The following is a 21,300-nucleotide window of genomic DNA, read 5'->3' as shown; positions in this document are numbered from 1 at the left end:
CATCTTGCCTTAAAGGTCATATTATTTAATATTGTATTACAATTATTTAATGTAATTGAAGTGTTTGTTTGAATATTCAACAAATGCAAGGTTGTAAATTGTAGAATGGAACTTAAGAAATGTGTGATTTGGAATGTTATTACCATTATTGCAGTTTTCTTTTACATATGCTACTCCGCCCGGGACACCATTTGATGGGAGTTTTATCACCGCTGGGATGGAATACATTCAACCTAGATTAAAATCATGGTAAATTATTTCACTTAAAAATTAATAATTATGGGAAAAATAATTGGTATAGATTTAGGTACTACCAATAGCTGTGTTGCAGTAATGGAAGGACATGAACCTACAGTAATTGCTAATGATGAAGGGCATCGCACGACACCATCTGTTGTGGCATTTCTAAAAGATGGGGAACGCCGGGTGGGAGATCCAGCAAAGCGACAAGCTATTACTAATCCTCAGAATACGATTTCCTCCGTAAAACGTTTCATGGGACGTAAGTTTGATGAGGTTCAGGGGGAAATTTCACATGTTAGCTATAAGGTTGTGCGTGGTAATAATGATACTGTTCGGATAGATATTGAGGGACGTCAATACACACCACAGGAAATTTCTGCTATACTTCTTCAAAAAATAAAAAAAATAGCTGAAGATTATATTGGGCAATCAGTCACTGAAGCTGTAATTACAGTACCCGCTTATTTTAACGATGCGCAACGTCAGGCAACGAAAGAGGCCGGGGAAATCGCGGGACTAAAAGTAAGCCGTATTGTGAATGAGCCGACGGCAGCTGCACTTGCTTATGGTTTGGATAAGAGTGATAAAGCGCATAAAATCGCTGTTTTCGACCTTGGTGGGGGAACTTTCGATATTTCATTGTTGGAATTGGGCGATGGTGTATTTGAGGTAAAATCAACCAATGGTGACACACATCTGGGGGGAGATGATTTTGACAGGCTTGTGGTAGATTGGTTAGCGGATGAGTTTAAGAAAGATGAAAACATTGATCTGCGTAAAGACCCGATGGCGCTACAACGTCTAAAAGAAGCGGTAGAGAAAGCCAAAATAGAATTATCTGCATCGAGTTCTACAGAAATCAATCTACCTTATGTCACTGCAGTTGATGGGGTACCGAAACATTTGGTGAAAAAGCTAACGCGGGCAAAATTTGAGTCAATAACGGAATCACTATTTGAACGTTGTCTAAAACCTTGTGAGACCGCTTTGAAAGATGCAGGATTAACGCCCAAGGATATAGATGAGGTTATCCTTGTTGGTGGAAGTACCCGTATTCCAAAGGTTCAGGAGATTGTAGAAAAGTTCTTTGGAAAAAAGCCTAATAAAGGAGTCAATCCTGATGAGGTGGTTGCGATTGGAGCGGCTATTCAAGGTGCTATATTAAGTGGAGATGTTAAGGGTGTTGTCCTTTTGGATGTAACACCACTTGCCTTGGGAATCGAAACCATGGGTGGAGTAGCAACAACGCTTATTCCTGCGAATACGACTATTCCAGCTAAGAAATCTGAAGTATTTTCGACGGCCTCTGACAACCAACCCGGTGTACAGGTGCATGTTTTACAGGGAGACCGTTCTATGGCAAAAGACAATAAGAGTTTGGGAATCTTCAATTTGGATGGTTTACCGCCTGCGCCTAGAGGTATACCGCAGATTGAAGTAACATTTGATATAGATGCGAATGGTATTTTGAATGTGAGTGCTAAAGATAAGGGTACGGGTAAAGAGCAGACCATCAGGATAGAAGCAGGGAGTGGTTTGAGTAAAGAAGAGGTCGAAAAAATGAAAGCTGATGCCAAAGCTAATGAGGTTGCAGACAAAGCCGCAAAGGAAAAAGTAGAAGCCCTCAATCATGCTGATGGGCTTTTGTTTCAGTCGGAAAAGCAATTACGGGAATATGGAGATAAGATTTCCGATGAAAACAAAAAGGCAATTGAAGGAGCAATTTCAGCGTTAAAATATGCACAGGATGAAGGGGATATTGCTGGAATAGAAAAAGCCTCTGCTGATCTTAGCATGGCGTGGAATAGCGCTAGCGAAGATATGTACGGTAAAGGATCGCAACAAACCTCTGCAGGAGCTGAGGTACAGAACAGTTCTGACGACGATGTTACAGATGTACCATACGAAGAGGTATAGGGACGATCAATTATTTATTTTAAATAACCTTCATCATCGGTTTTAGATCCCAGGGTGAAGGTTATTCCAAAATAGCAAATCAGCAAATAATAACCAACTTTTAAAAATATTAGAATGGCAAACTTGAAATCAAACAAAGAGGGAACTTCTTTATTTCTAGGCGATTTAATTTCATTTCGGAATGCATTGAAATTAATTCATTGGTCGATTACCGGTAAAGGAAGTTACGAGGCGCATATATCACTGGATCAGGCTATAGAATCCCTGATTGAAGCAACAGACAGGCTTGTTGAGACCTCTTTTGCACTGGAGGGTAATCTGGAAATTACCATACCTAAAACAGAAAGGCCAAAAGATTACGTATTATATATTGAAAACTTTTATAAAGACGTAGAGCTCAGAAGAAAAAAGTTATTTCCCGAATCTTTTTCGCAATCAATTGTCGATGATATTCAGGAGAGCGTACAACAGTTGTTGTTTAGGTTGAAAAGATTAGAATAAATTTTAGAAACCTACTCAAGATCATATAATTTGATAGGTGATATGGATATATTGATTACACAAAAATAAAGGAAATACTATGATACTAGATACAAATTTACTCAAGACCCTTGAGGAAGTATTGGAGGAAATACATCCTTCCTTGTTTAAGCGATTAACTACAGGGATTGCTAAGGAAGAAATTGATAAAATAGCATCTGCGAATCGAGTTGATTTTTGTGAAGAGGTCTATGATCTATTTACATGGAAAAATGGCGTTAGTCATATGGGTATATCATCAGTTGAGCAATTGCTTATTTTTCCTGATGGTATTCCGTTCAGTATAATGGAAGCTGTGGGGGTGTATAATTCGCATGCGATCACTAAACAGCTGTTTGAACCGGATTATTTCCCATTGTTTTCAGATGGAAATGAAAATATTTTACTTATAAATCTGGATGAAGATAACGCTGCTTATAAAACGATATGTTTGTATTCCCCGTCGTTGCTGGGAACCGGAACGCCGATCCCAATATATGATTCATTGGTGAATCTGATAACCACGGTTATTGCCTGTTATCAAAAGAAAGCCTTCTGGCTGGTTAATGACTGCCTAGAAGTTGATAGCGATGCGCACTATAGCATAGCTTCAAACCTAAATCCGAATAGTCAGTATTGGCAATACATGTAAAATTTCCGCTGAGTAGTCATCATTTTTTTTTGATAAACAATTAAATGAAACCGGTGGCTTAATATTCAATATTTTCTTTGCGGGGAATTGGAAACCTCGCAAAATAGGGGGAGGTTATTGCGTATTTATTAGACAAAGAGCTACGTCATGTAGCTCTTTGCAATTTTAGGAAGTGTTTGCCAACTGGGCGTTTAAATATATCTTACAAAAAAGGTATATCTAAAAATATCTTATAAAACACTGAATTTTACGGATTTTGATAACTAAAGTAAAAATTTAGATAACAATTTAGGCTACCACTCAATAAGGTTATATTGATAGTTTTGGCGATAAATAGCTTGCAAAGATTTATTATGAATCTGAGCGGGCAACAATATGGAGCTAGAGCTAGAAATTGGATAATCAAAAAATTAATGTCATATATCAAGAGGTAATTTACGCTAAGGAGTTTAGTTGCTTTTCGGATAGCTCTTTGGCAATTGTTATCATTGATATTTGCAGTCATGGTGAATGTATTGCGGAGAATAAAATTTATGCACTGACTTCAAAACAGTTATTTATCTATTATCCATCCAGGGAATATAAGTGGAATTTGCCAGCAGGGGCGTCTGGTCGTACCTTGATTCTAGATGATTCAGTTCTTTGGGGATTTTCTAAGCTGAAACAGAACTTTTCCTTTCTTCATCATTGCGAAACAATACTACTTAACGATGAAATATATCATAAATTAAGTGCGGATTTTAATGCGATCCGGAGCGAAATCACCTCGGAAGTAATATTTCCGGAGATTATTGATGCCCGGGCGAGGTTAATGGCGTTAATGATAAATCTATTTTTGAAGGAGAAGTACGGCCTTTCGGGACAATCCGTTCAAAATGATATAGGCTTTCGTTTTCTCACACTTGTAGAGCAGAATTACAAAATGGAGAAGCGGGTAGCATTTTATGCAGGAAAATTATGTATTACTCCCAATTATTTGGGTACGATCTGCAGAAAACAATATCAGGTATCACCATTGGATGTTATTTACCAAAAAATTATTTCAGAAGCCAAAAAATTATTAGGCCGCTCAACTTATACGATTAAGGAGATATCTTTTGAGCTGGGCTTCAAATCTTTTTCCCATTTTACGTTTTTTTTTAGGAGATATACGGGCATGACGCCTGGAGCATTTCGATCAAACCTATGATTATAAATTGGAAGCCCTATACCTTCCCGTAATCCATTTTAATAATTCTTCTTCATACATCTTCACTACCCTAATTTTTAGGGAATTCAGGTTGCTTTTGCTGACAAGATAATTTCTATGAAGCAGGATATGAGCGTCTTCGTATGAGATACCAGAAGCATGATGTACACTCAAATATTAAGTTATTTCGGATTTTTATAACTAATATCATGATTTCCAAAACATAAAACACTAACAGTCAAGGTGTTTATATTGGTAGCTTTGCCCTTGTTATAAATGACAAATAATTAAATAATTTAAAAAAAGATTATGGAAAAAGAAATCAAAAAAAGATTGAAGTATGTCTCGCCCCGACTTACAACAGAGCTTGTAGAATTGGAGCAAGGAATTGCTGCTGGATCTGCAAACATCAACACTGGTAAGACTGATGATGTGCCCAATGAAAGAGAATTTAATTCTGGATGGTCTAACGGTAAAGACTTTGACATTTAATAATAAAATTAAAAAAATGATAAAATATCACAATAAATTGAATCGTTCAATTATGTTGGGCATGGTCTCTTTGGTAGCACTGTCATGTTCATCGCAAAAAGATAATATTAATGTTCCATCTGGAGAGCACAAGATAGCTATCAGAGCTGTACATTTTTTAGATGGTGAAAATACGATCACTGTAAATTCTGCAGGAGAGGGGGGAGTTTCTGATAAGTTGTTGGCTAGTGCAAGGGCAGCTGGGAATAGTCAAATATCAACGGCATTGAATGCTAAAGTCGAGGCTCAACTTCCTATTCAATCGTCTCATGAATTTGATTATATGGTTGATATGCAGACAAATGCAGTCAGTCAGGATGGTTCAGCTGGTCAATCGAAGGCATCGACAAAAAGTGCACCAACAAAGCGTGCGGCAGATGTCGCCATGAATGGAAACAAAAAATTCCGTTTGATCTTTATTAAGGATGGAAGTTCAACGCCTATATACAATGGTGTTTTAACTCCTGGACAAGATCCAGAGCTGGAAGTTGCTGCAAACCAAAAATATAAATGGTACGCGATTTCGATCAATGATACGAACACGGCTCCCGATATTGATGCTTCGGGCAAGATTTCCAGTACGGATTTAGCAAACAAAGATTTTATGTTTGCTTCCGGTGAAATCACAACACAGGAGGATCAAAACTATTTGGATATTCTTTTCTTAAGACAGATGTCCGCTATTGATGTTACTGTTAACACCCGAGGTATTTTTGGCAAAATAACAGGCAATTCTACATTTTCTGTTGGGTCAGGTTCGGGTTCTACTTTTACCAATATTATCCAGACTGGTGACTTTAATATTTATGATGCTAGTTTTTCTAACTTCAAGGATGCTGATCCCGTTAAAGGTTCAGAGATGACTGTTGTTGATAGCCGCTGGGGAGATGCTGAAAAGGTTGCCCGTTTTTATACAGCAAATACATCTACTACTGTTGCGGCGAATAACCTGAAGGTAAAATTAAATGCATTGAGCATCACGCTTGATGACAATACTTCAAGAAACTTCTCGTCAAATACAATTGTGCCGATCAGCCACAGTTCTTCTTTATCATTGACAAAAGGTACATTATCGAAAACCAATGTAAGATTGATTGAGTCGGGTGTAAATGTGAAAGGTCTTTTGTGGGCTAGGACAAACTTGATCTATGATGCAAATAAGCTTTATGGTTCTAGTTATACTCAAGGTAAATCAGATGCTTATCGTTTCAGACCAAATAACCAGTATGCATATGCTAATGTCAATACTGAATTCTGGAATTTCGGAACTGCTACACCTAAAGGGACAGATTATCAGACTGTTGATGAGTGTAGACGTGTTTATCCAGAAGGAACTTGGAGATTGCCACAGGAGCTAAATAGTCCACACGAGATCACAGAATTATCGCAGAATGGAAATCGCTCGACATCTACTACACGGGTGTCTGATGGATATAGACACAGCATGACATGGCAAACGTCACAACCGGCAAACTCGGCATACCCTGATAATCAGTTGGTACTTTCCTATTATGGTATTCGTGACGCTAATGGAAATGTGCAACAACAACCTTCGGGAAGTGCTTCAGGCACGGGTATCTTATTGTATAGAAGTAATAGATATACAAGCAATAATACAAGCTCGTCACTCTATGCTGAAATAAACAATGGATCCTTTGGAAACACTTCGGTACAGGAGGTTGCATATAACAGAGGAGTTACGATCCGCTGTGTACGGAATGTTGTCAATAACTAAATCTTTGTAACTTTTAACAGCTAATCCCCTATTTCCATATTCTGATCATGGTGTAGGGGATTTTTCATGTTCAATGGAACCCAAAATTCCTACTGGACTTTTAATTTTATTGCTATTAGCAAGAATTATAATTTTTTTGTGTCCGTTAGGCTCGTGGAGCTGAAATTGGTAGGGAATTAACCCATCTAATTTGTGAAATATATAATAGAAAACACAATATATATAACATAAAAGATTAACTATCAATATTATATATTGATAGCTTTGTCTTGCATACTTACAAATACTTATATGAAAAAGCTCCTAAACTATATTTTTTTACTTGACGTTGCGCATATTCAAAGATTAATTCCCATCCTTCAAAAACTATCCGGCAGATTTTACCATCATTTGGAGAAATCTATTTTGAAGTCACATATTATAAATATAATGGTGCAATGTTTAACTAAACAGTATTTATATCAAGTTATCAAGTAATTAATGAAAGATAAACAAATAACGAAAGATCTTGATTGGGAATCCAGTGTTAAGGATGATATTACATATCTCCCGCTTTTGGGAGCAAGTGAAAACTCCAATTTTTGGGCACCGGATTCTTATGTGTTTCTTTTTTTTGAAGAATGTCGCGGATGGCATTCAATAGATTTAGTGGAATACGAAGATAAAGACAACCAAGTACACATATCATTCCCCGGTCAGATCCATTCGTGGAAAACAGAGGCAGAAAGCAAAGGGCATAAGCTAATTCTTTCCAAAAATTTCGTGGAAACGCGATTAATTAAATCGGTCTTTACCACTTTGTACCTTAATAATTGTCCTGTTATAGATATGCCTAAGGATATCGCAGAGAAAGTCTTTTTTGAATTGACAATGATTGGTCAGGATATAGGAAAAGTAACTCACCATATTGTTAGTTTACGCGTGCAGCTGGTTTTAACCTTGATCGGTGATCTTATTGAGAATGAACTGGACAACGATATTCATTCGGGAGATCGCGCATCGTGGATTGTATCGAAATTTTTGAAGTTATTGGAAATCCATTTCCGGGAGGAGAAAACGGTCGCATTTTATGCGAAGTCATTAGGTATTGCGCCAGATTATCTTTCTGTTTTAGTGAGAAGGAAGCTCAATAAAACGCCGAAAGATTTAATTACAAAAAGAGTGTCGTTAGAAGGACAGCGTCTATTATTAGGCTCAGCTTTGAGTATAAAGGAGATAAGTTATACACTTGGCTTTCCAACCTTGGGTGCATTTTCAACTTTCATGAAGATCAATAGTGGCATGTCTCCAAAGATGCTTAGAGAGGAATTATATGAATCGACTTCTAGCTACCAGTAAAGATTAGTAGAATTCGTAAGTGACCATACTCAAGATAAACCCCATTTGCTATTTTGATAAACGGGGTTTATCTTATAAAAATCGATTTATTTAGAATTTTTAATGGCAGTTACATCGTTTCGGATTTCCTGGGCAATTGTTTTGGTTTGCTGAAGAGCGTTGCCTTAGCCTAGTTGTTGCGGATTTATTCCCTTTTTCATAGAAGGCTAAGGCTTCAGTTTCTGCATCTTTAATTAGATCTTTGAGTTATTTGAATTTTCCATTTTGATATTAATTTTAAGTGAATGCATTTCTTAGCTTGGGATTGATAGAAATAAGATTCTTTTGCCTATTAAATAGCTTTTTGGGACGATAACTAACCAAATAAACCCATACGCTTCTATATTTCAAAAAGCGTACAGGTTAACCAAAAAACATATATAAAAAAAGAACGATGTTAGTAGCTTGATTGGACAGTCGGCACACTAAACGAAAGCTCAGTGCCTGATATATTTCTGCTCGAGTTCCTTTTGGGATATCACTGCACTAATTTTCTTTTTGGAGTGAGTAGAAGTTCGGGTATGTCCTTTTCTAATCGGAAAAAATAGATATATAACCACAACATAGAATGGAATCCATATCATAAATAATTTGATTAATAGTGCTGTTGTCATCTGTCCAAATTTTAAAGTTGTTAAAATTTCTAATCTTAAATAGTTAAATTTCTATTCAACAGCTCCGTGGCAATCAATTGAATTATGATAAAGAGAATTGGTTTCACATCTCCAGAACTAGGTTTAGAGGAGATTATGGTTGAACCTATAGCTACCCCTTGTGCATTTCACATATTCCACAGAAATATTTGGAGGAATATATGCCAATTTCTCATTTATAATCTTTTAACATTGATCCTAACAGATTTTTTGAATGTTGTTTATGGTATAAAATTATAATATAGATATCTTGATTGTTAATACTTTATGTTTTGTTAATCATGATTTTTATTACTTAAATCCGATATTTAGAGCCAGTATAGCATATTTTTAAATATCAATGTGCAGAATAGGGGTTGTGGGGTTAATTTTACTAAGGACTGTGGTCATTAAGGAAGCTGATCTAAACAGTCAAGAAGAAATAAGTTTAGGCTATTGTTTCTTCTTGACTATTTATGCTTTCGACATCTTTTAGGAATAAGAGCAATGCATTTTTTTATGCAGAGAAACTATCGAGCATGTCGATTGAAGGGGCGAAAAAGAGCGTTCCGGTTACAGTGGTACTAAAATCCAGTATACGGTCATAATTTCCAGGTGGATTACCGACAAACATATTGGTAAGCATTTTTTCTACAGTTGTGAAAGTGCTGGCATAGCAGATAAAGTAAGTTCCCATTTCATTCGAGGTAACACTTCCAAAGGGCATATTGTCCCGTACTATTTTTAAATCGTCACCGATGTTTGCGAGTGCACTATGCGAATTAGCGGGTTTTGTCTGGTCATCCATCTCAATATCCTGTTCTTTGGATCTTCCGATGACGTTTTCTTGCTCCTTTATGGAAAGTTCTTTCCAAGCATCGAGATTATGGATATATTTCTGAACGAATAAGTAGCTGCCCCCTCGATATGAAGGATCTACTTCATCAATGAGCGCAAAATATTCTCGGTCCTGGCCGTGAGGATTTTCAGTTCCGTCGACAAAGCCTAAAATCGAGCGGCTATCCCAATATCTGAAACCCTGAACCTCGACATGACATTGCGCAATATCTTTCATAAGATCGGAAATTATATTGGCCACATCATAGGCGTAACTTTTTTCATCTGCACGGATATGAAAATGGAGATCACCAGGTGTACTTACCGCGGTATGTTTTATTCCTCTGATCTCTTCAAATTTTTTTAATTCTTTTGGTAATGGTTTTGGGAGCTCCAATTTTATCCAGGCCTCGTATCCGATCCCCATCACGCAACTTGCTCTTGAATTTGGAAAGCGGTCCAATGCTGAATTGTTTAAATTGATCACCAAAGCACAAACACGTTGGAAAACAGCTTGTATTTTTGATGGAGTGATGTTTTCTTTAAAGTTCCAAACAAGAAAAAAGGTATTGTTATTTGGATAATCAGTGACATTCTGAGATCTCATATGTGTATATGAGGGATTTTTTGTTGCCATAATTTTTATTGTTATCAATTGTAAATATTCATTTTTTTAAAGGAATGAATCCAATGCTAATTCGACCTCTTTTACAGATTATTGTATTGATTTTTCTATTAAGGTTTTTAATAATATGCTATTGATTAGGTGTATAGTTAAAATATGCATTTATATTTTATATACTGTCTGGTATATCCCATATTGAGGTAAAATTGATCGCAATTAGATCACAGCAAAAATTCAGCATATCACTTGAGATAGATTTATCCCTGAACATTGGGTTCGTATTTATAAAAAATAAATATCCAAGCTCGCCACCATCTTTGTCTGTGAAAGGATATGAAATATAGCTCCTTATATTATTGTGAAGCAGCAAATTCTTCCAGCCTAAATTTTCGCAGGATTCTGCATCTTCAATGACAATTGGATCACGTTCATATTGGATATTATTGCAGATATTATAATCCTCGTCTGATCCGATTGTAAGTTTATGAACTAATGCATCGTATCGATACCAGAAGGATAGCTTTTCATTTATTTTTCTATGAATGATCAATGTTTCCATATGTGTGTGTAGACATAGCTTCTCCAGTATCTTTTTACAGGTATTCATATATTTGGAGAAAAGGGGTGAAGCATCCGGCTGTTCACTCCATTTGTGGTTTTTATCCATTCGTTTTTATTTAGTTTCCTAACTCCGGGTATAGCCGAACATTCCTCTTATTTATATATTTTATATCTATATATCTCATAGGCAGCTTCTCTATGTAAAACATGTAAATAAATTCAGTCTCTGTTAGCCAAATATGAAAGAAATTATATGACCGTTGCGGTGTTTTCCAAATTTAGCTGTAGTTTTTCGTTTTGCTTTTTAGATACACAATATGTGTTATTTTTTTCACGAATCATTATACAGTCTTTTAAATTGGCACGTCAGGTTGACTATTTAAAATGACTAATATTGTAAATAAATTATCCAGCAAGATTTGGGACATTTTGAATTGGTAAATTTATGTACAAATAGATGCACATGAAACTTAACATATTAGCTTTTGGAATTACAAAAGATATTTTGGGCGCAGCAGAAAAAGAAATTGTCGTAATGGAAGGAATTTCTGTTGGACAATTGAGTCATATATTGGAAACAGATTTTCCTCAATTAAAGCAATTAAAATCTTTTTTTATTGCCGTCAATGAGGAGTATGCCGAAGGCGATCGCATCATTGAAAGCAGCGATGAGATTGCTTTGATACCACCAGTAAGTGGAGGATAGCGATATGATTGATATTAGAATTACAGCGGATAAATTGGATATAACGGATTGTCTAGCTCTTACAGAGGATCCGAGAAGCGGAGGAAATGCTATTTTTATTGGCAATGTTCGGGATATGACAAACGGGGAACGTGTTCTGCGTTTAGAATTTGAATGTTATAAACCGATGGCGATTAACGAAATAAGAAAAATAGCGGAAGCTGCTATCGCGCAGTTTTCTGTAAGGAATGTAGTCGTTCATCATCGTATAGGAATTTTGTATCCGACTGACGTTGCCGTGATTATTGTGGTTAATGCAGGTCACCGCGATAAAGTTTTTGATGCATGTCGATATATTATTGATACCACTAAACAACGTGTTCCCATCTGGAAGAAGGAGATCTTTGAAAATGGTGCTGAATGGGTTGCCGCGCATCCCTAATTATGGATGCATAATTTCGTATATTTAATATGAGGGTTTATTTTTAGTTAACTAGCGTTATTGTGAAATGAAAGCGGATTTACAGGAAAATAAATCGGTCAGGAAGATCGAGATTGTTAAAATGAAGGGCCTGAGTAGTTTTTCTTATTTGGATGATATTGCCATTGAAGAACCGCTTGAAATTAGATTATTATATGATCTGGGAGGAGAGATGGTGCTTAAGAATGTGTCTGTTACGATGCGTACCCCGGGTAATGATAGTGAACTAGCCGCAGGTTTTCTTTTTACTGAGGGTATTATCTCGAGTAATCATCAGATCAAGGCTATCGGTCATTCGGAGGTATTATGTTCTAGAAATAGTGAAAATATTGTGACGGTTGAGCTGATGGAAAATTTTATACCTCAACTGATGAAAGCGGATAGAAACTTTTATACGACTTCCAGCTGTGGAGTTTGCGGAAAAGGGTCTATTGAATCAATACGGACTGTGAGCATATTTGATCTGCAGATGCGGGAAGAACGGGGGATATCCGTTCATGTTCTCTATCAATTATCAGAGAAGTTGCAGACTTTTCAGAATAATTTCAGTGCTACCGGTGGAATTCATGCTTCCGGTATTTTTGATTTGGATGGAAATCTGCTTGCCCTTCGGGAAGATGTTGGCAGACACAATGCCTTGGATAAACTCATTGGTCATGCTTTGCTTACCAACAAACTGCCGTTGGAGAATAGTATTCTTCTATTAAGTGGTAGAGCAAGTTTTGAGCTTATTCAGAAAGCAGCTATGGCTGGTATTTCTATTGTGGCAGCAATAGGTGCACCCTCGAGTCTGGCAATAGATTTAGCCAAAGAATTTGATATTACTTTGCTAGGATTTCTCCGTGATCATCGGTTTAATATTTATCATAAGGGAAACAATCTTAAAATCGAGAAAGAATGATAAGTTCAGTGCAGTTTACATTCATTGCCAGGGATAATTTTTATTAGGTTATAAAAATTGAGTATGTGTGTTTATCGGTGATAGAAAATGCGGCATTGTAAATGTGCTTTAAAAAAAGTAAAAATGAAAATAAGAATTAAAGATAATTCGGTAAGATATCGCCTGACACAGTCTGAAGTAGCTGAGTTAGGCAAAAATGGTGTTGTATCGAGTGTTACATCATTTATCGGAAGACCATTTATTTACAAGATAGAACAAATAGATGGTCGGGAGCTAACTGCAAGTTTTGTCGAGGATAGCGTTGTGCTAGGAGTTCCCAAACATATGGTCGAAGAGCTGGCAACAACGGAAATAGTGGGTTTTAATGGGCAGGCTGGAGAAGTGAAACTTTTGATCGAAAAGGATTTTGTATGTATTGATAACACGGTTGAGGATCAAAGTGATAATTATCCAAATCCAAATCTTAATTGCTAATCATTTAAATATCAAATAAATATCGTAGGTTATGGAAGAATTTGATAAAAAAGGAGTAGAGAAAGAATTGAAAAAGGAACCTAACGCGGAGAATCCCTATAGATTACTTGATCTAAAGCTCACACATGTTGAAAAATCTGCTGCAGGTATTCCGGCAGTAATGGCGGCTTTCAGTGATTTATTTGAGGAGAAGGCAGCTATCCGAGGGATGCGGGCGTTGTTCAAAATGAACCAAAAAGGAGGTTTTGACTGTCCAAGTTGTGCGTGGCCTGATCCTGATGATGAACGTTCCGTACTAGGAGAATACTGTGAAAATGGAGCTAAGGCGCTTGCGGAGGAAGCGACTAGTAAGCGGGTTACACCAGAGTTTTTCAAACAAAATAGTGTGTTTGATCTCGCTAAACTTGACGATTATCAGATTGGTAAGATGGGAAGGCTTACCGACCCGATGTATTTGCCTCAGGGAGCGACCCATTACCAGCCAATAAGTTGGGATAATGCTTTTAAGAAAATAGCTGAGCATCTCAATGCGCTTGAATCGCCGGATGAAGCTGCGTTTTATACTTCCGGAAGAACGAGTAATGAAGCGTCATTTGTGTATCAGTTATTCGCTAAAGAGTTTGGAACCAATAATATGCCTGACTGTTCAAATATGTGTCACGAGACCTCGGGTTCAGCCTTGCGTCCTACGATAGGTATCGGCAAGGGGACGGTAACGTTGGAAGATTTTTACAATGCAGAGGTTATCGTCATTATTGGGCAGAATCCGGGGACCAATGCACCGCGTATGATGAGCGCCTTGGCAAAAGGAAGGCAAAACGGGGCAAAGATCATTGCGATCAATCCTCTGCCAGAAGCTGGACTAATGGGTTTTATTAATCCGCAGAGTGTCGGTGCGATTCTACATGGGGGAACACAGCTGGCGGATCTCTATCTACCGGTAAAGATCAATGGTGATATGGCATTATTGAAAGCCCTGGAACTTCTATTGATCGAGTTTGAGAAGAAAAGCTCAGGTACAGTATTCGATGCACCATTCATTCAGGAAAAAACGGTAGGATATGAAGATTTTCTAAAGCAGTTTGATAACTATAATCTGGCTGAGCTGGCTTCGCTTTCAGGTGTATCCAAGGAGGCATTGTATGAGGCCGCTGCCACCTTAGCTTTTAAAAAGCGTATTATTTTCTGTTGGGGAATGGGACTGACACAGCAGCCCAATGGCGTGGACATGATCCGTGAGATTCTAAATATACTTTTACTAAAGGGGAGCATAGGAATCCCGGGCGCAGGAGTCTGTCCGGTCCGTGGACATAGTAATGTTCAGGGAAATAGGACAATGATGATTGATGAGAAACCTACGGATGAGCAATTGGATCGCCTTGAAAACTTCTATGGATTTAAGATGCCGCGAAAACATGGTTATGATGTTGTTCGGGCCATCAAGGCCATTCACGAAGAAAAAGTCAAGGTGATGTTCTGTATGGGTGGTAATTTTCTGTCAGCAACACCAGATACGACCTATACTGCACATGCCTTACGCAAACTTAATCTATTGGTATCAGTCTCTACCAAATTAAATCGTGGGCATCTCGTCCATGGCAAAGAGGCATTGATTTTACCTACATATGGTCGAAGTGATAAAGATATTGTAAATGGAGAGGTACAGATTGTCAGCACTGAGAATTCAATGGGTGTTGTTCAGGACTCCAAGGGTATGCTGGATCCAGTTTCTAGGAATCTGATCAATGAGACCCAGATTGTCTGCCGGATGGCTATGGCTACATTAGGCGAGCGGGCGGTAGTGGACTGGCAACGTTATCATGATAGTTACGATGCAGTTCGGGATGATATTGAGCAATGTATTCCGGGTTTTGAGGATTATAATGTCCGAGTACGCCAGAAAGGTGGTTTTTATCTTCCGAATGCGGCACGTGATAAGCAATATTTTGCCAAAGATCTTGGTGGCCGTGCACCCTTTACACTGACCGATATACCTGACAATACGCTTGCAATGGATGAATATATGATGGCCACTACACGTACCCATGATCAGTTCAATACTACAATTTATGGATTGGACGATCGTTATCGTGGGATTAAAAATGAGCGCAGGGTAATTTTTATGAATCAGGCGGATATCGATAAGGGAGGATTTAAGGCCGGTGAACGTGTGGACCTGTTTAATTATGATGATGGTATCGAACGTGTGGCTCCGCTATTTATTATTGTCTCCTATCAGATTCCCGAAAAGAACACGGTCACTTATTTTCCGGAGACGAATGTGCTGGTTTCAGTTAACAATGTTGTAAAGGAAAGTAATATGCCAGCCTCAAAGTATGTTAAAATAAAAATTAAAAAACACGATCCTGAGGTTTACAAAAAGGTGGATAAGATGCTTTATCAGGGCGCAATACAACGCCCTTAGTGATTAGCGAGATGTAATAACGAATAAAAAATAGTATATATTATATTGAGGATAGACGAGAGTTATGATTATACGGAAAAAGGAAAATTGGTTTAAAATGCTTTTTGTTTGGCATGGTTCTGTGCTACCAGCATTATTGCCCCGCTTGATCTTACTTTTCATATTGTCTGTTGGAGTCGCTTATCTTCATGGCATGATCTTCTCTTTTAAAGTACCTCTTAATCCAGCACCACTTACGTTGTTCGGTTTTGTACTGGCGTTATTTTTGGGCTTTCGCAATAATGCCAGTTATGATAGATTTTGGGAAGGACGTAAACTATGGGGCAGTTTATTGAATATTTCAAGATCGTTAATCCGGCAGGCACTTACATTAAGGAACAGTTCTGCGAATGAACCTGGGACGTTACACGAGTTTATTCAATTGTTGAGTGCTTTTATATTTGCACTCAAACATCAGTTAAGAGGAAGTGATCCTTATGATGATCTTAGGCAACGGCTGGATGCTGCTACCCTGAAAATTATTATTGAATCAAAGTATAAACCTGTTATTTTGATGCGAATGATGGGTGAATGGTTGCAACGTGAGAAAGATATGGGTAGGATAGACTCCATTCAGCAGGCGAGATTTGATGAAAATCTAGATAAGCTTGCGGACGTGGTTGGGGGCTGTGAAAGGATTGTTTCAACACCAATTCCATACAGTTACCGTGTCCTATTACATCGGACAGTATATATTTATTGTTCACTTCTACCTTTTGGGTTGGTTGATACTTTAGGCTGGTTTATGCCCCTTATCGTTGTTTTTGTTGCTTATACCTTTGTTGCATTTGAAGCAATTGCCGATGAGATTGAAGAGCCGTTCGGGACAGAAGCCAATGATTTAGCATTAAATAGCATGAGTCATATGATTGATGAGACTATTTACGAAATGGTGGGCGAGAAGACTAATTTTGGCCAAAAGACAATTCATAATATCATAGATTGATCCCGATAAAAGGATGATAAGAATAGATAACATTTAATGATGGATGTGACTAATACCGCCCTTCAATGAATAAATCTCTTTTGAAGGGAATGCTTCTTTGATTTTCTTTGCTGCTTCCATACTACGTTGACCCGACAGGCAATAGATGACAATGGGAAGTGCTGATTTACCGAGAACAGGGAGCAGATCATGAAGTTGATTCAAAGGGATATTCTTTCCACCGATATTAAATTTTTTGTGTTCCTCGGCTGAGCGAACATCAATTATTTCAAGGTTATGTACAGTTTGTTTTAATTGTTCTAAAGTCATCAGCGGTATTGTCTGGGGGAGGGAAGTGATGGTTGCATGCATTGTTTTGCGCAGTTTAATTGTTTGGGTTCTACCACTAACCACATTTATTGTCCATAATTTATTTACCAGCATATCAGCAGATCCGGTTAGGTATTTAATTGCTTCATTGGCCTGCATACAGCCTACGATTCCCGCTAATGGTGGGATTACTCCACCTTCACTGCAATTGGGTATTTGTGAGGGTTCCACCTCTGGAAAAACATCACGGTAATTGCTTGAATATGTACCATCATTTTGCAATACATTCCATATACTTACCTGTCCCTCATATTGATGGATCGCACCATAGATCAGCGGTTTGCCCGCGATCACACAAGCGTCATTTAACAGATATTTTGTATCGAAATTATCCGTTCCTTCAATGATCAGATCAAATTCTGCTATCAGCTCCATTACATTGGATGCAGAGACCCGCATTCGATATGGAATTAAATCAATGGTAGGGTTCTGTTGTTTTAATTTTTGTGTTGCTACATCAACTTTATACAATCCCAGATCTTGGGGAGCATATAAAATCTGACGGTGGAGGTTGCTCAACGAGACTGTATCATCGTCGGCAATACCTATTGTTCCTATTCCTGCGGCGGCAAGATACTGTGCAGTAGGGCAGCCAAGCCCCCCCATTCCTACGAGAAGAACTTTGGCCTTGTTCAGGAGTTTCTGAGACGGAACACCGAAGTCCGGTAATGCGATCTGACATTGGTAACGTTCGAATTGATCTTCCATAACTAGTATTTTTTTATGCGTAGAATCTGGCTTGCTTTCTTTGCCTCTTCTGGTGTATTCACATTCATTAAAACATCTGGATCATGTGGATCCAGAATCAGGATGTCACTATTGATCAATACCTTTCGGGGGCAAGTCACGTCATCACCTAAAAAATTAAGTAAAATGGGGTAACTTTTTGGTTCCCAAATAGTAATTAATGGTTCAGGAAGACCATCGTAAGGACTTCTATAGGTTGTTGCAATTTTTTCAGGATCGCGGCAGTTGATTAAAATTTCCAATGTTTTTGTATCGAGCAGAGGGAGGTCACAGGCTACAATCAGCCATGCGGAATTTCTATTGAAACGAAGTGCTGATAGAATACCGCCAAGGGGGCCGAGGTTGAGGAAAGTATCGGGGAGTGGGTGATAGCCAATATCCAAATTGTTTAATTGCTCCTGTCTGCATGAGATAAAGACTTCATCGCAGTAAGTAGTTAAAAGATCAGCCGCATAGTAGCGCTGCTCTTTTCCATACCATTTTAAGAGATCCTTTGGGCGCCCCATCCGGGTACTTTTTCCTCCAGCAAGTACTAGCCCATTGAGCTTTGGTAGTTTTGAGTTATCTTTTGAAATCATTTTTTCCACCAGATTTTTCGATTAATCTAATTTCCTTAATGGTGATATTATGGCTTAATGCCTTACACATATCATAAATTGTTAGCGCAGCAATAGATGCTCCTGTTAATGCCTCCATTTCTATTCCGGTTTTCGCCTCCACCTGGGCAGTGCAGTAAATTTCGATTTCATTATTATCGTTGAGGTCAATATCTATCTGACAATTTTCAAGACCGATCGGATGGCAGAGCGGGATGAGGTTACCTGTATTTTTTGCGGCCATAATACCTGCTACAATTGCCGTTTGGAAAACGGATCCTTTCCCCGTCTTAAAGTCCTCCGATGCCAGTTTCTTTAAAATTTCAACGGGCAATATTACAGTAGCTTTTGCTACAGCTTTTCGGTGGGTAATCTGCTTGGCAGATACATTCACCATTTTTGGCTGTAATTTTTTATTGAGGTGTGAAAAATCATTCATATCTTCTTAATCATTATATTTCCATATTTTATACACTTCTCCTTGTCTGAAGATATCCTTTTCCAAAGGTAACTCTATAAATGCGTCTGTATCAGCAAGGTGAGAAAAATCTCCGGATCCATTTGTATTCACAGGGGCCGCAGTGCATTTTCCCTGCTCTGAGATACCTAATTTTACTTGAGCAAAGTACTGTAAAGCAGGAGGGAAGCTGATATTTTGCTGTAAGATAGCATATTGAAATAAGCTCTCTGATATTTTTAGGGATTTTTTCAACCAGGGAATAAAGTATCTATTCAGGCACATAAATGCAGATACCGGATTTCCGGGGAAAGCAAAGACAAGTTGCTGATTTTGGCTTTTCCCGAACCAGAAAGGCATGCCGGGCTTTTGCTTTATTTTGTGGAAGAGCCTTTCAATCCCCAGATCTTTGCAAGCTTGCGGTAGATAGTCAAATCTGCCCATCGATACTCCGCCGGTTATGAGCAAGACGTCGTATTTCTCTAAGCAGGCTGAAAGCGTACGTTTTATTGCTGCAATGTCATCATTAATGTGGAGCAAATCTGCCTGAATTTTATATTTATTCAGTGCAGATGCTATAGTAATCCCATTTGAACGCCTCAATTGATAGGAGTTTGGTTCGATATCTGGGCTTACCATTTCGTCACCTGTGGAAATGATAATAACTTTTGGAGTTTTGCGAACCGATAAGGTCGTTTTTCCTACAGAGGCTGCTATGCCGACAATAGCCGGAGTAATCACATGATCTGCTTGTACGAGTATTTGTCCTTTTAGCTTGTCTTTACCTTTTAGATGGATATTTTGCCCTCTTTTTATAGCTATATGCTGAGGAATAGTCGCCATTCCATTCACAATTGCTATGTCTTCATAGCGGATGACTGTATCTAAAGAATTTTCTATCACAGCCCCTGTCATTATTTCCACACATTCGTTATCAGAAGTAAGAGTTATAGCTGCTGTTCCAGCAGGCTGGACGGCTTTAATACTAAAGGTAGTGATTCCTCTTTCGTATGCATTATATCGTATGGCAATACCATCTACAGTCGATCTGTCAAAAGGAGGTAAATCCCTATCTGCACATATGTCTTCAGCAAGAACTCTGCCGGTCGCTGTTTCATAAGAAACAACTTCAATTCCATAATCCAGTAAATGGGTAAGAATGATATCTTCGGCTTGCTGTACGGTAATCATTTCCATTTTATCCTCCTATTGTCGCCATAGATTGCATATTGGCCGTTACGGACTGATTTAATTCCTGTGCTACCCATCCATCATTGGTTTATCTTGAATAGCGTCAAGAATACTATTTTTGAGCTCATCATCATTTTTTCCACTGCGCATTTGGTCTTTTAGATTGATGCCACTCTCCGAATACAGGCAGGTTCTTAATACACCGGCAGGCGTTATGCGAATCCTGTTACAGTCACCACAGAAAGAGCGCGTATATGCCGCTATAATCCCCACGCTCCCCTGAAATCCGGGAATCTGATAATTGTACGATGTTGAACTTTTGGGATCGATAGTTTTGTTAATAGTTGGGAAATGTGCTTTGATATGATCTAGTATCTGCCTATGATCCCATTTGATGGATATTTTTTTATTGCTCCCATTAAAAGGCATTTCTTCTATAAAGCGTATATCGATGGGATTTTTTTCGGCCAGTTGTATCAATGGGATGATATCTGTTATATTACGGCCTTCCATTACGACTGTATTGATCTTCACTTTGATGTCATGCTTCAAGAGAGCATCCAAAGTACGGATTACTTTATCAAAACTATTTCTACGTGTGATTTCCAAGAATCTGTCCTTGTCCATTGTATCTAGGCTAAGATTGACTGACTTTATTCCCAACGCTTTTAACTGTGGAATATAGGGATAGGTTAGTAAACCATTCGTTGTTAGACTAAGATCCTGTATACCTTCTAATCCCGCAATGTTGGCGATTAGGCCCATGCAGTTTTTTCTGACAAATGGTTCACCACCGGTGATTCTAATTTTATTTACACCCAGTTCTGTAAAAACTTTGCTTATTCTGTACAGTTCTTCATCTGTCAGGAGATCTTTTTGTTTGATCCAGTCGAGACCTTGCTCAGGCATACAATAGGTGCAACGGAGGTTACAGCGGTCTACTATTGCAAGCCGTAAATAATTAATTCTTCTTCCTAATTTGTCTGTGATCATGAACACTATCCTAATTCTACAACCTATGTTCTATCAAATATACTGATTGTTTTTCTAGCAGTTTATTGGTCTTTCTATTATTGGTGAGTAATGATAGTGTTATCACAATTGATGATAGCTTTTGGGTTAATAATTCTGAATAATACTCCTTAAATTAAAAATTGGGAGTTTTTAAAAG

The 21,300-nt window shown here is 38.1% G+C and carries 20 protein-coding genes and 1 pseudogene; 13 read left to right on the top strand and 8 right to left on the bottom strand.

Annotated features, from left to right (window positions below; genetic code table 11):
* Positions 1-279 precede the first annotated feature (279 nt).
* The 7 genes from dnaK to OGI71_RS06325 all read left to right on the top strand — a co-directional run bounded on the left by dnaK (position 280) and on the right by OGI71_RS06325 (position 8,124).
* Positions 280-2,160 carry a molecular chaperone DnaK gene (gene dnaK, locus OGI71_RS06355; RefSeq protein WP_282254549.1) on the top strand — a complete coding sequence of 627 codons (1,881 nt, stop codon included), beginning with the start codon at positions 280-282 and terminating at the stop codon, positions 2,158-2,160.
* A 114-nt stretch (positions 2,161-2,274) separates the two neighbouring features.
* Positions 2,275-2,661 carry a DUF5856 family protein gene (locus OGI71_RS06350; RefSeq protein WP_282254548.1) on the top strand — a complete coding sequence of 129 codons (387 nt, stop codon included), beginning with the start codon at positions 2,275-2,277 and terminating at the stop codon, positions 2,659-2,661.
* A gap of 79 nt (positions 2,662-2,740) precedes the next feature.
* Positions 2,741-3,331 carry a hypothetical protein gene (locus tag OGI71_RS06345; RefSeq protein WP_282254547.1) on the top strand — a complete coding sequence of 197 codons (591 nt, stop codon included), beginning with the start codon at positions 2,741-2,743 and terminating at the stop codon, positions 3,329-3,331.
* A gap of 394 nt (positions 3,332-3,725) precedes the next feature.
* Positions 3,726-4,520 (top strand): helix-turn-helix domain-containing protein, encoded by a 795-nt coding sequence (locus OGI71_RS06340; RefSeq protein WP_282254546.1) that lies wholly within the window; start codon positions 3,726-3,728, stop codon positions 4,518-4,520.
* Between the two features lie 309 nt (positions 4,521-4,829).
* Positions 4,830-5,012 carry a hypothetical protein gene (locus OGI71_RS06335; RefSeq protein WP_282254545.1) on the top strand — a complete coding sequence of 61 codons (183 nt, stop codon included), beginning with the start codon at positions 4,830-4,832 and terminating at the stop codon, positions 5,010-5,012.
* Between the two features lie 16 nt (positions 5,013-5,028).
* Complete coding sequence (locus tag OGI71_RS06330; protein WP_282254544.1) at positions 5,029-6,786, top strand: hypothetical protein; 1,758 nt, start codon at positions 5,029-5,031, stop codon at positions 6,784-6,786.
* A gap of 480 nt (positions 6,787-7,266) precedes the next feature.
* Complete coding sequence (locus OGI71_RS06325) at positions 7,267-8,124, top strand: AraC family transcriptional regulator (protein WP_282254543.1); 858 nt, start codon at positions 7,267-7,269, stop codon at positions 8,122-8,124.
* A gap of 86 nt (positions 8,125-8,210) precedes the next feature.
* Here OGI71_RS06325 and OGI71_RS06320 read toward each other — a convergent pair.
* The 3 genes and pseudogenes from OGI71_RS06320 to OGI71_RS06310 form a co-directional block, all read right to left on the bottom strand.
* Positions 8,211-8,358: pseudogene (locus tag OGI71_RS06320) on the bottom strand (histone H1).
* A 954-nt stretch (positions 8,359-9,312) separates the two neighbouring features.
* The gene (locus tag OGI71_RS06315) at positions 9,313-10,269 is read right to left on the bottom strand and encodes a Dyp-type peroxidase (protein ID WP_282254542.1); all 957 of its coding nucleotides are present in this window, start codon (positions 10,267-10,269) and stop codon (positions 9,313-9,315) included.
* A 157-nt stretch (positions 10,270-10,426) separates the two neighbouring features.
* A complete protein-coding gene (locus tag OGI71_RS06310) occupies positions 10,427-10,924 on the bottom strand; it encodes a GAF domain-containing protein (RefSeq protein WP_282254541.1) in 498 nt (165 codons plus the stop codon).
* 357 nt (positions 10,925-11,281) lie between these two features.
* Here OGI71_RS06310 and OGI71_RS06305 point away from each other — a divergent pair, with 357 nt between their 5' ends.
* The 6 genes from OGI71_RS06305 (at position 11,282) to OGI71_RS06280 (ending at position 16,769) form a co-directional block, all read left to right on the top strand.
* A complete protein-coding gene (locus tag OGI71_RS06305) occupies positions 11,282-11,524 on the top strand; it encodes a MoaD/ThiS family protein (RefSeq protein ID WP_282254539.1) in 243 nt (80 codons plus the stop codon).
* 4 nt (positions 11,525-11,528) lie between these two features.
* On the top strand, positions 11,529-11,945 hold the full coding sequence (locus tag OGI71_RS06300) for a molybdenum cofactor biosynthesis protein MoaE (RefSeq protein WP_282254538.1): 417 nt from the start codon (positions 11,529-11,531) through the stop codon (positions 11,943-11,945).
* A gap of 67 nt (positions 11,946-12,012) precedes the next feature.
* Positions 12,013-12,885 carry a formate dehydrogenase accessory sulfurtransferase FdhD gene (fdhD, locus tag OGI71_RS06295; protein ID WP_282254537.1) on the top strand — a complete coding sequence of 291 codons (873 nt, stop codon included), beginning with the start codon at positions 12,013-12,015 and terminating at the stop codon, positions 12,883-12,885.
* 123 nt (positions 12,886-13,008) lie between these two features.
* The gene (locus tag OGI71_RS06290) at positions 13,009-13,359 is read left to right on the top strand and encodes a hypothetical protein (RefSeq protein ID WP_282254536.1); all 351 of its coding nucleotides are present in this window, start codon (positions 13,009-13,011) and stop codon (positions 13,357-13,359) included.
* A 31-nt stretch (positions 13,360-13,390) separates the two neighbouring features.
* Positions 13,391-15,784, top strand: a complete 2,394-nt coding sequence (locus tag OGI71_RS06285) for an FdhF/YdeP family oxidoreductase (protein ID WP_282254535.1) — start codon at positions 13,391-13,393, stop codon at positions 15,782-15,784.
* 64 nt (positions 15,785-15,848) lie between these two features.
* Entirely contained in the window at positions 15,849-16,769 is a 921-nt protein-coding gene (locus tag OGI71_RS06280; protein WP_282254534.1) for a bestrophin family ion channel, read from the top strand.
* A gap of 33 nt (positions 16,770-16,802) precedes the next feature.
* On the opposite strand, the gene OGI71_RS06275 is transcribed toward OGI71_RS06280, so the two are convergent.
* The 5 genes from OGI71_RS06275 to moaA all read right to left on the bottom strand — a co-directional run bounded on the left by OGI71_RS06275 (position 16,803) and on the right by moaA (position 21,122).
* Positions 16,803-17,846, bottom strand: a complete 1,044-nt coding sequence (locus tag OGI71_RS06275) for a HesA/MoeB/ThiF family protein (RefSeq protein WP_282254533.1) — start codon at positions 17,844-17,846, stop codon at positions 16,803-16,805.
* Positions 17,847-17,848: 2 nt separating this feature from the next.
* The gene (locus OGI71_RS06270; RefSeq protein ID WP_282254532.1) at positions 17,849-18,463 is read right to left on the bottom strand and encodes an NTP transferase domain-containing protein; all 615 of its coding nucleotides are present in this window, start codon (positions 18,461-18,463) and stop codon (positions 17,849-17,851) included.
* Complete coding sequence (gene moaC, locus OGI71_RS06265) at positions 18,447-18,920, bottom strand: cyclic pyranopterin monophosphate synthase MoaC (protein WP_282254530.1); 474 nt, start codon at positions 18,918-18,920, stop codon at positions 18,447-18,449. Before moaC ends, OGI71_RS06270 begins: the two co-directional genes overlap by 17 nt.
* A 6-nt stretch (positions 18,921-18,926) precedes the next feature.
* Positions 18,927-20,135 carry a molybdopterin molybdotransferase MoeA gene (locus OGI71_RS06260; protein WP_282254529.1) on the bottom strand — a complete coding sequence of 403 codons (1,209 nt, stop codon included), beginning with the start codon at positions 20,133-20,135 and terminating at the stop codon, positions 18,927-18,929.
* 63 nt (positions 20,136-20,198) lie between these two features.
* The gene (moaA, locus tag OGI71_RS06255) at positions 20,199-21,122 is read right to left on the bottom strand and encodes a GTP 3',8-cyclase MoaA (protein WP_282254528.1); all 924 of its coding nucleotides are present in this window, start codon (positions 21,120-21,122) and stop codon (positions 20,199-20,201) included.
* Positions 21,123-21,300: the final 178 nt, after the last annotated feature.

This window comes from Sphingobacterium sp. ML3W, from assembly GCF_029542085.1.
Classification (GTDB): domain Bacteria; phylum Bacteroidota; class Bacteroidia; order Sphingobacteriales; family Sphingobacteriaceae; genus Sphingobacterium.
This window is presented reverse-complemented; position numbering and strand designations above follow the sequence as displayed.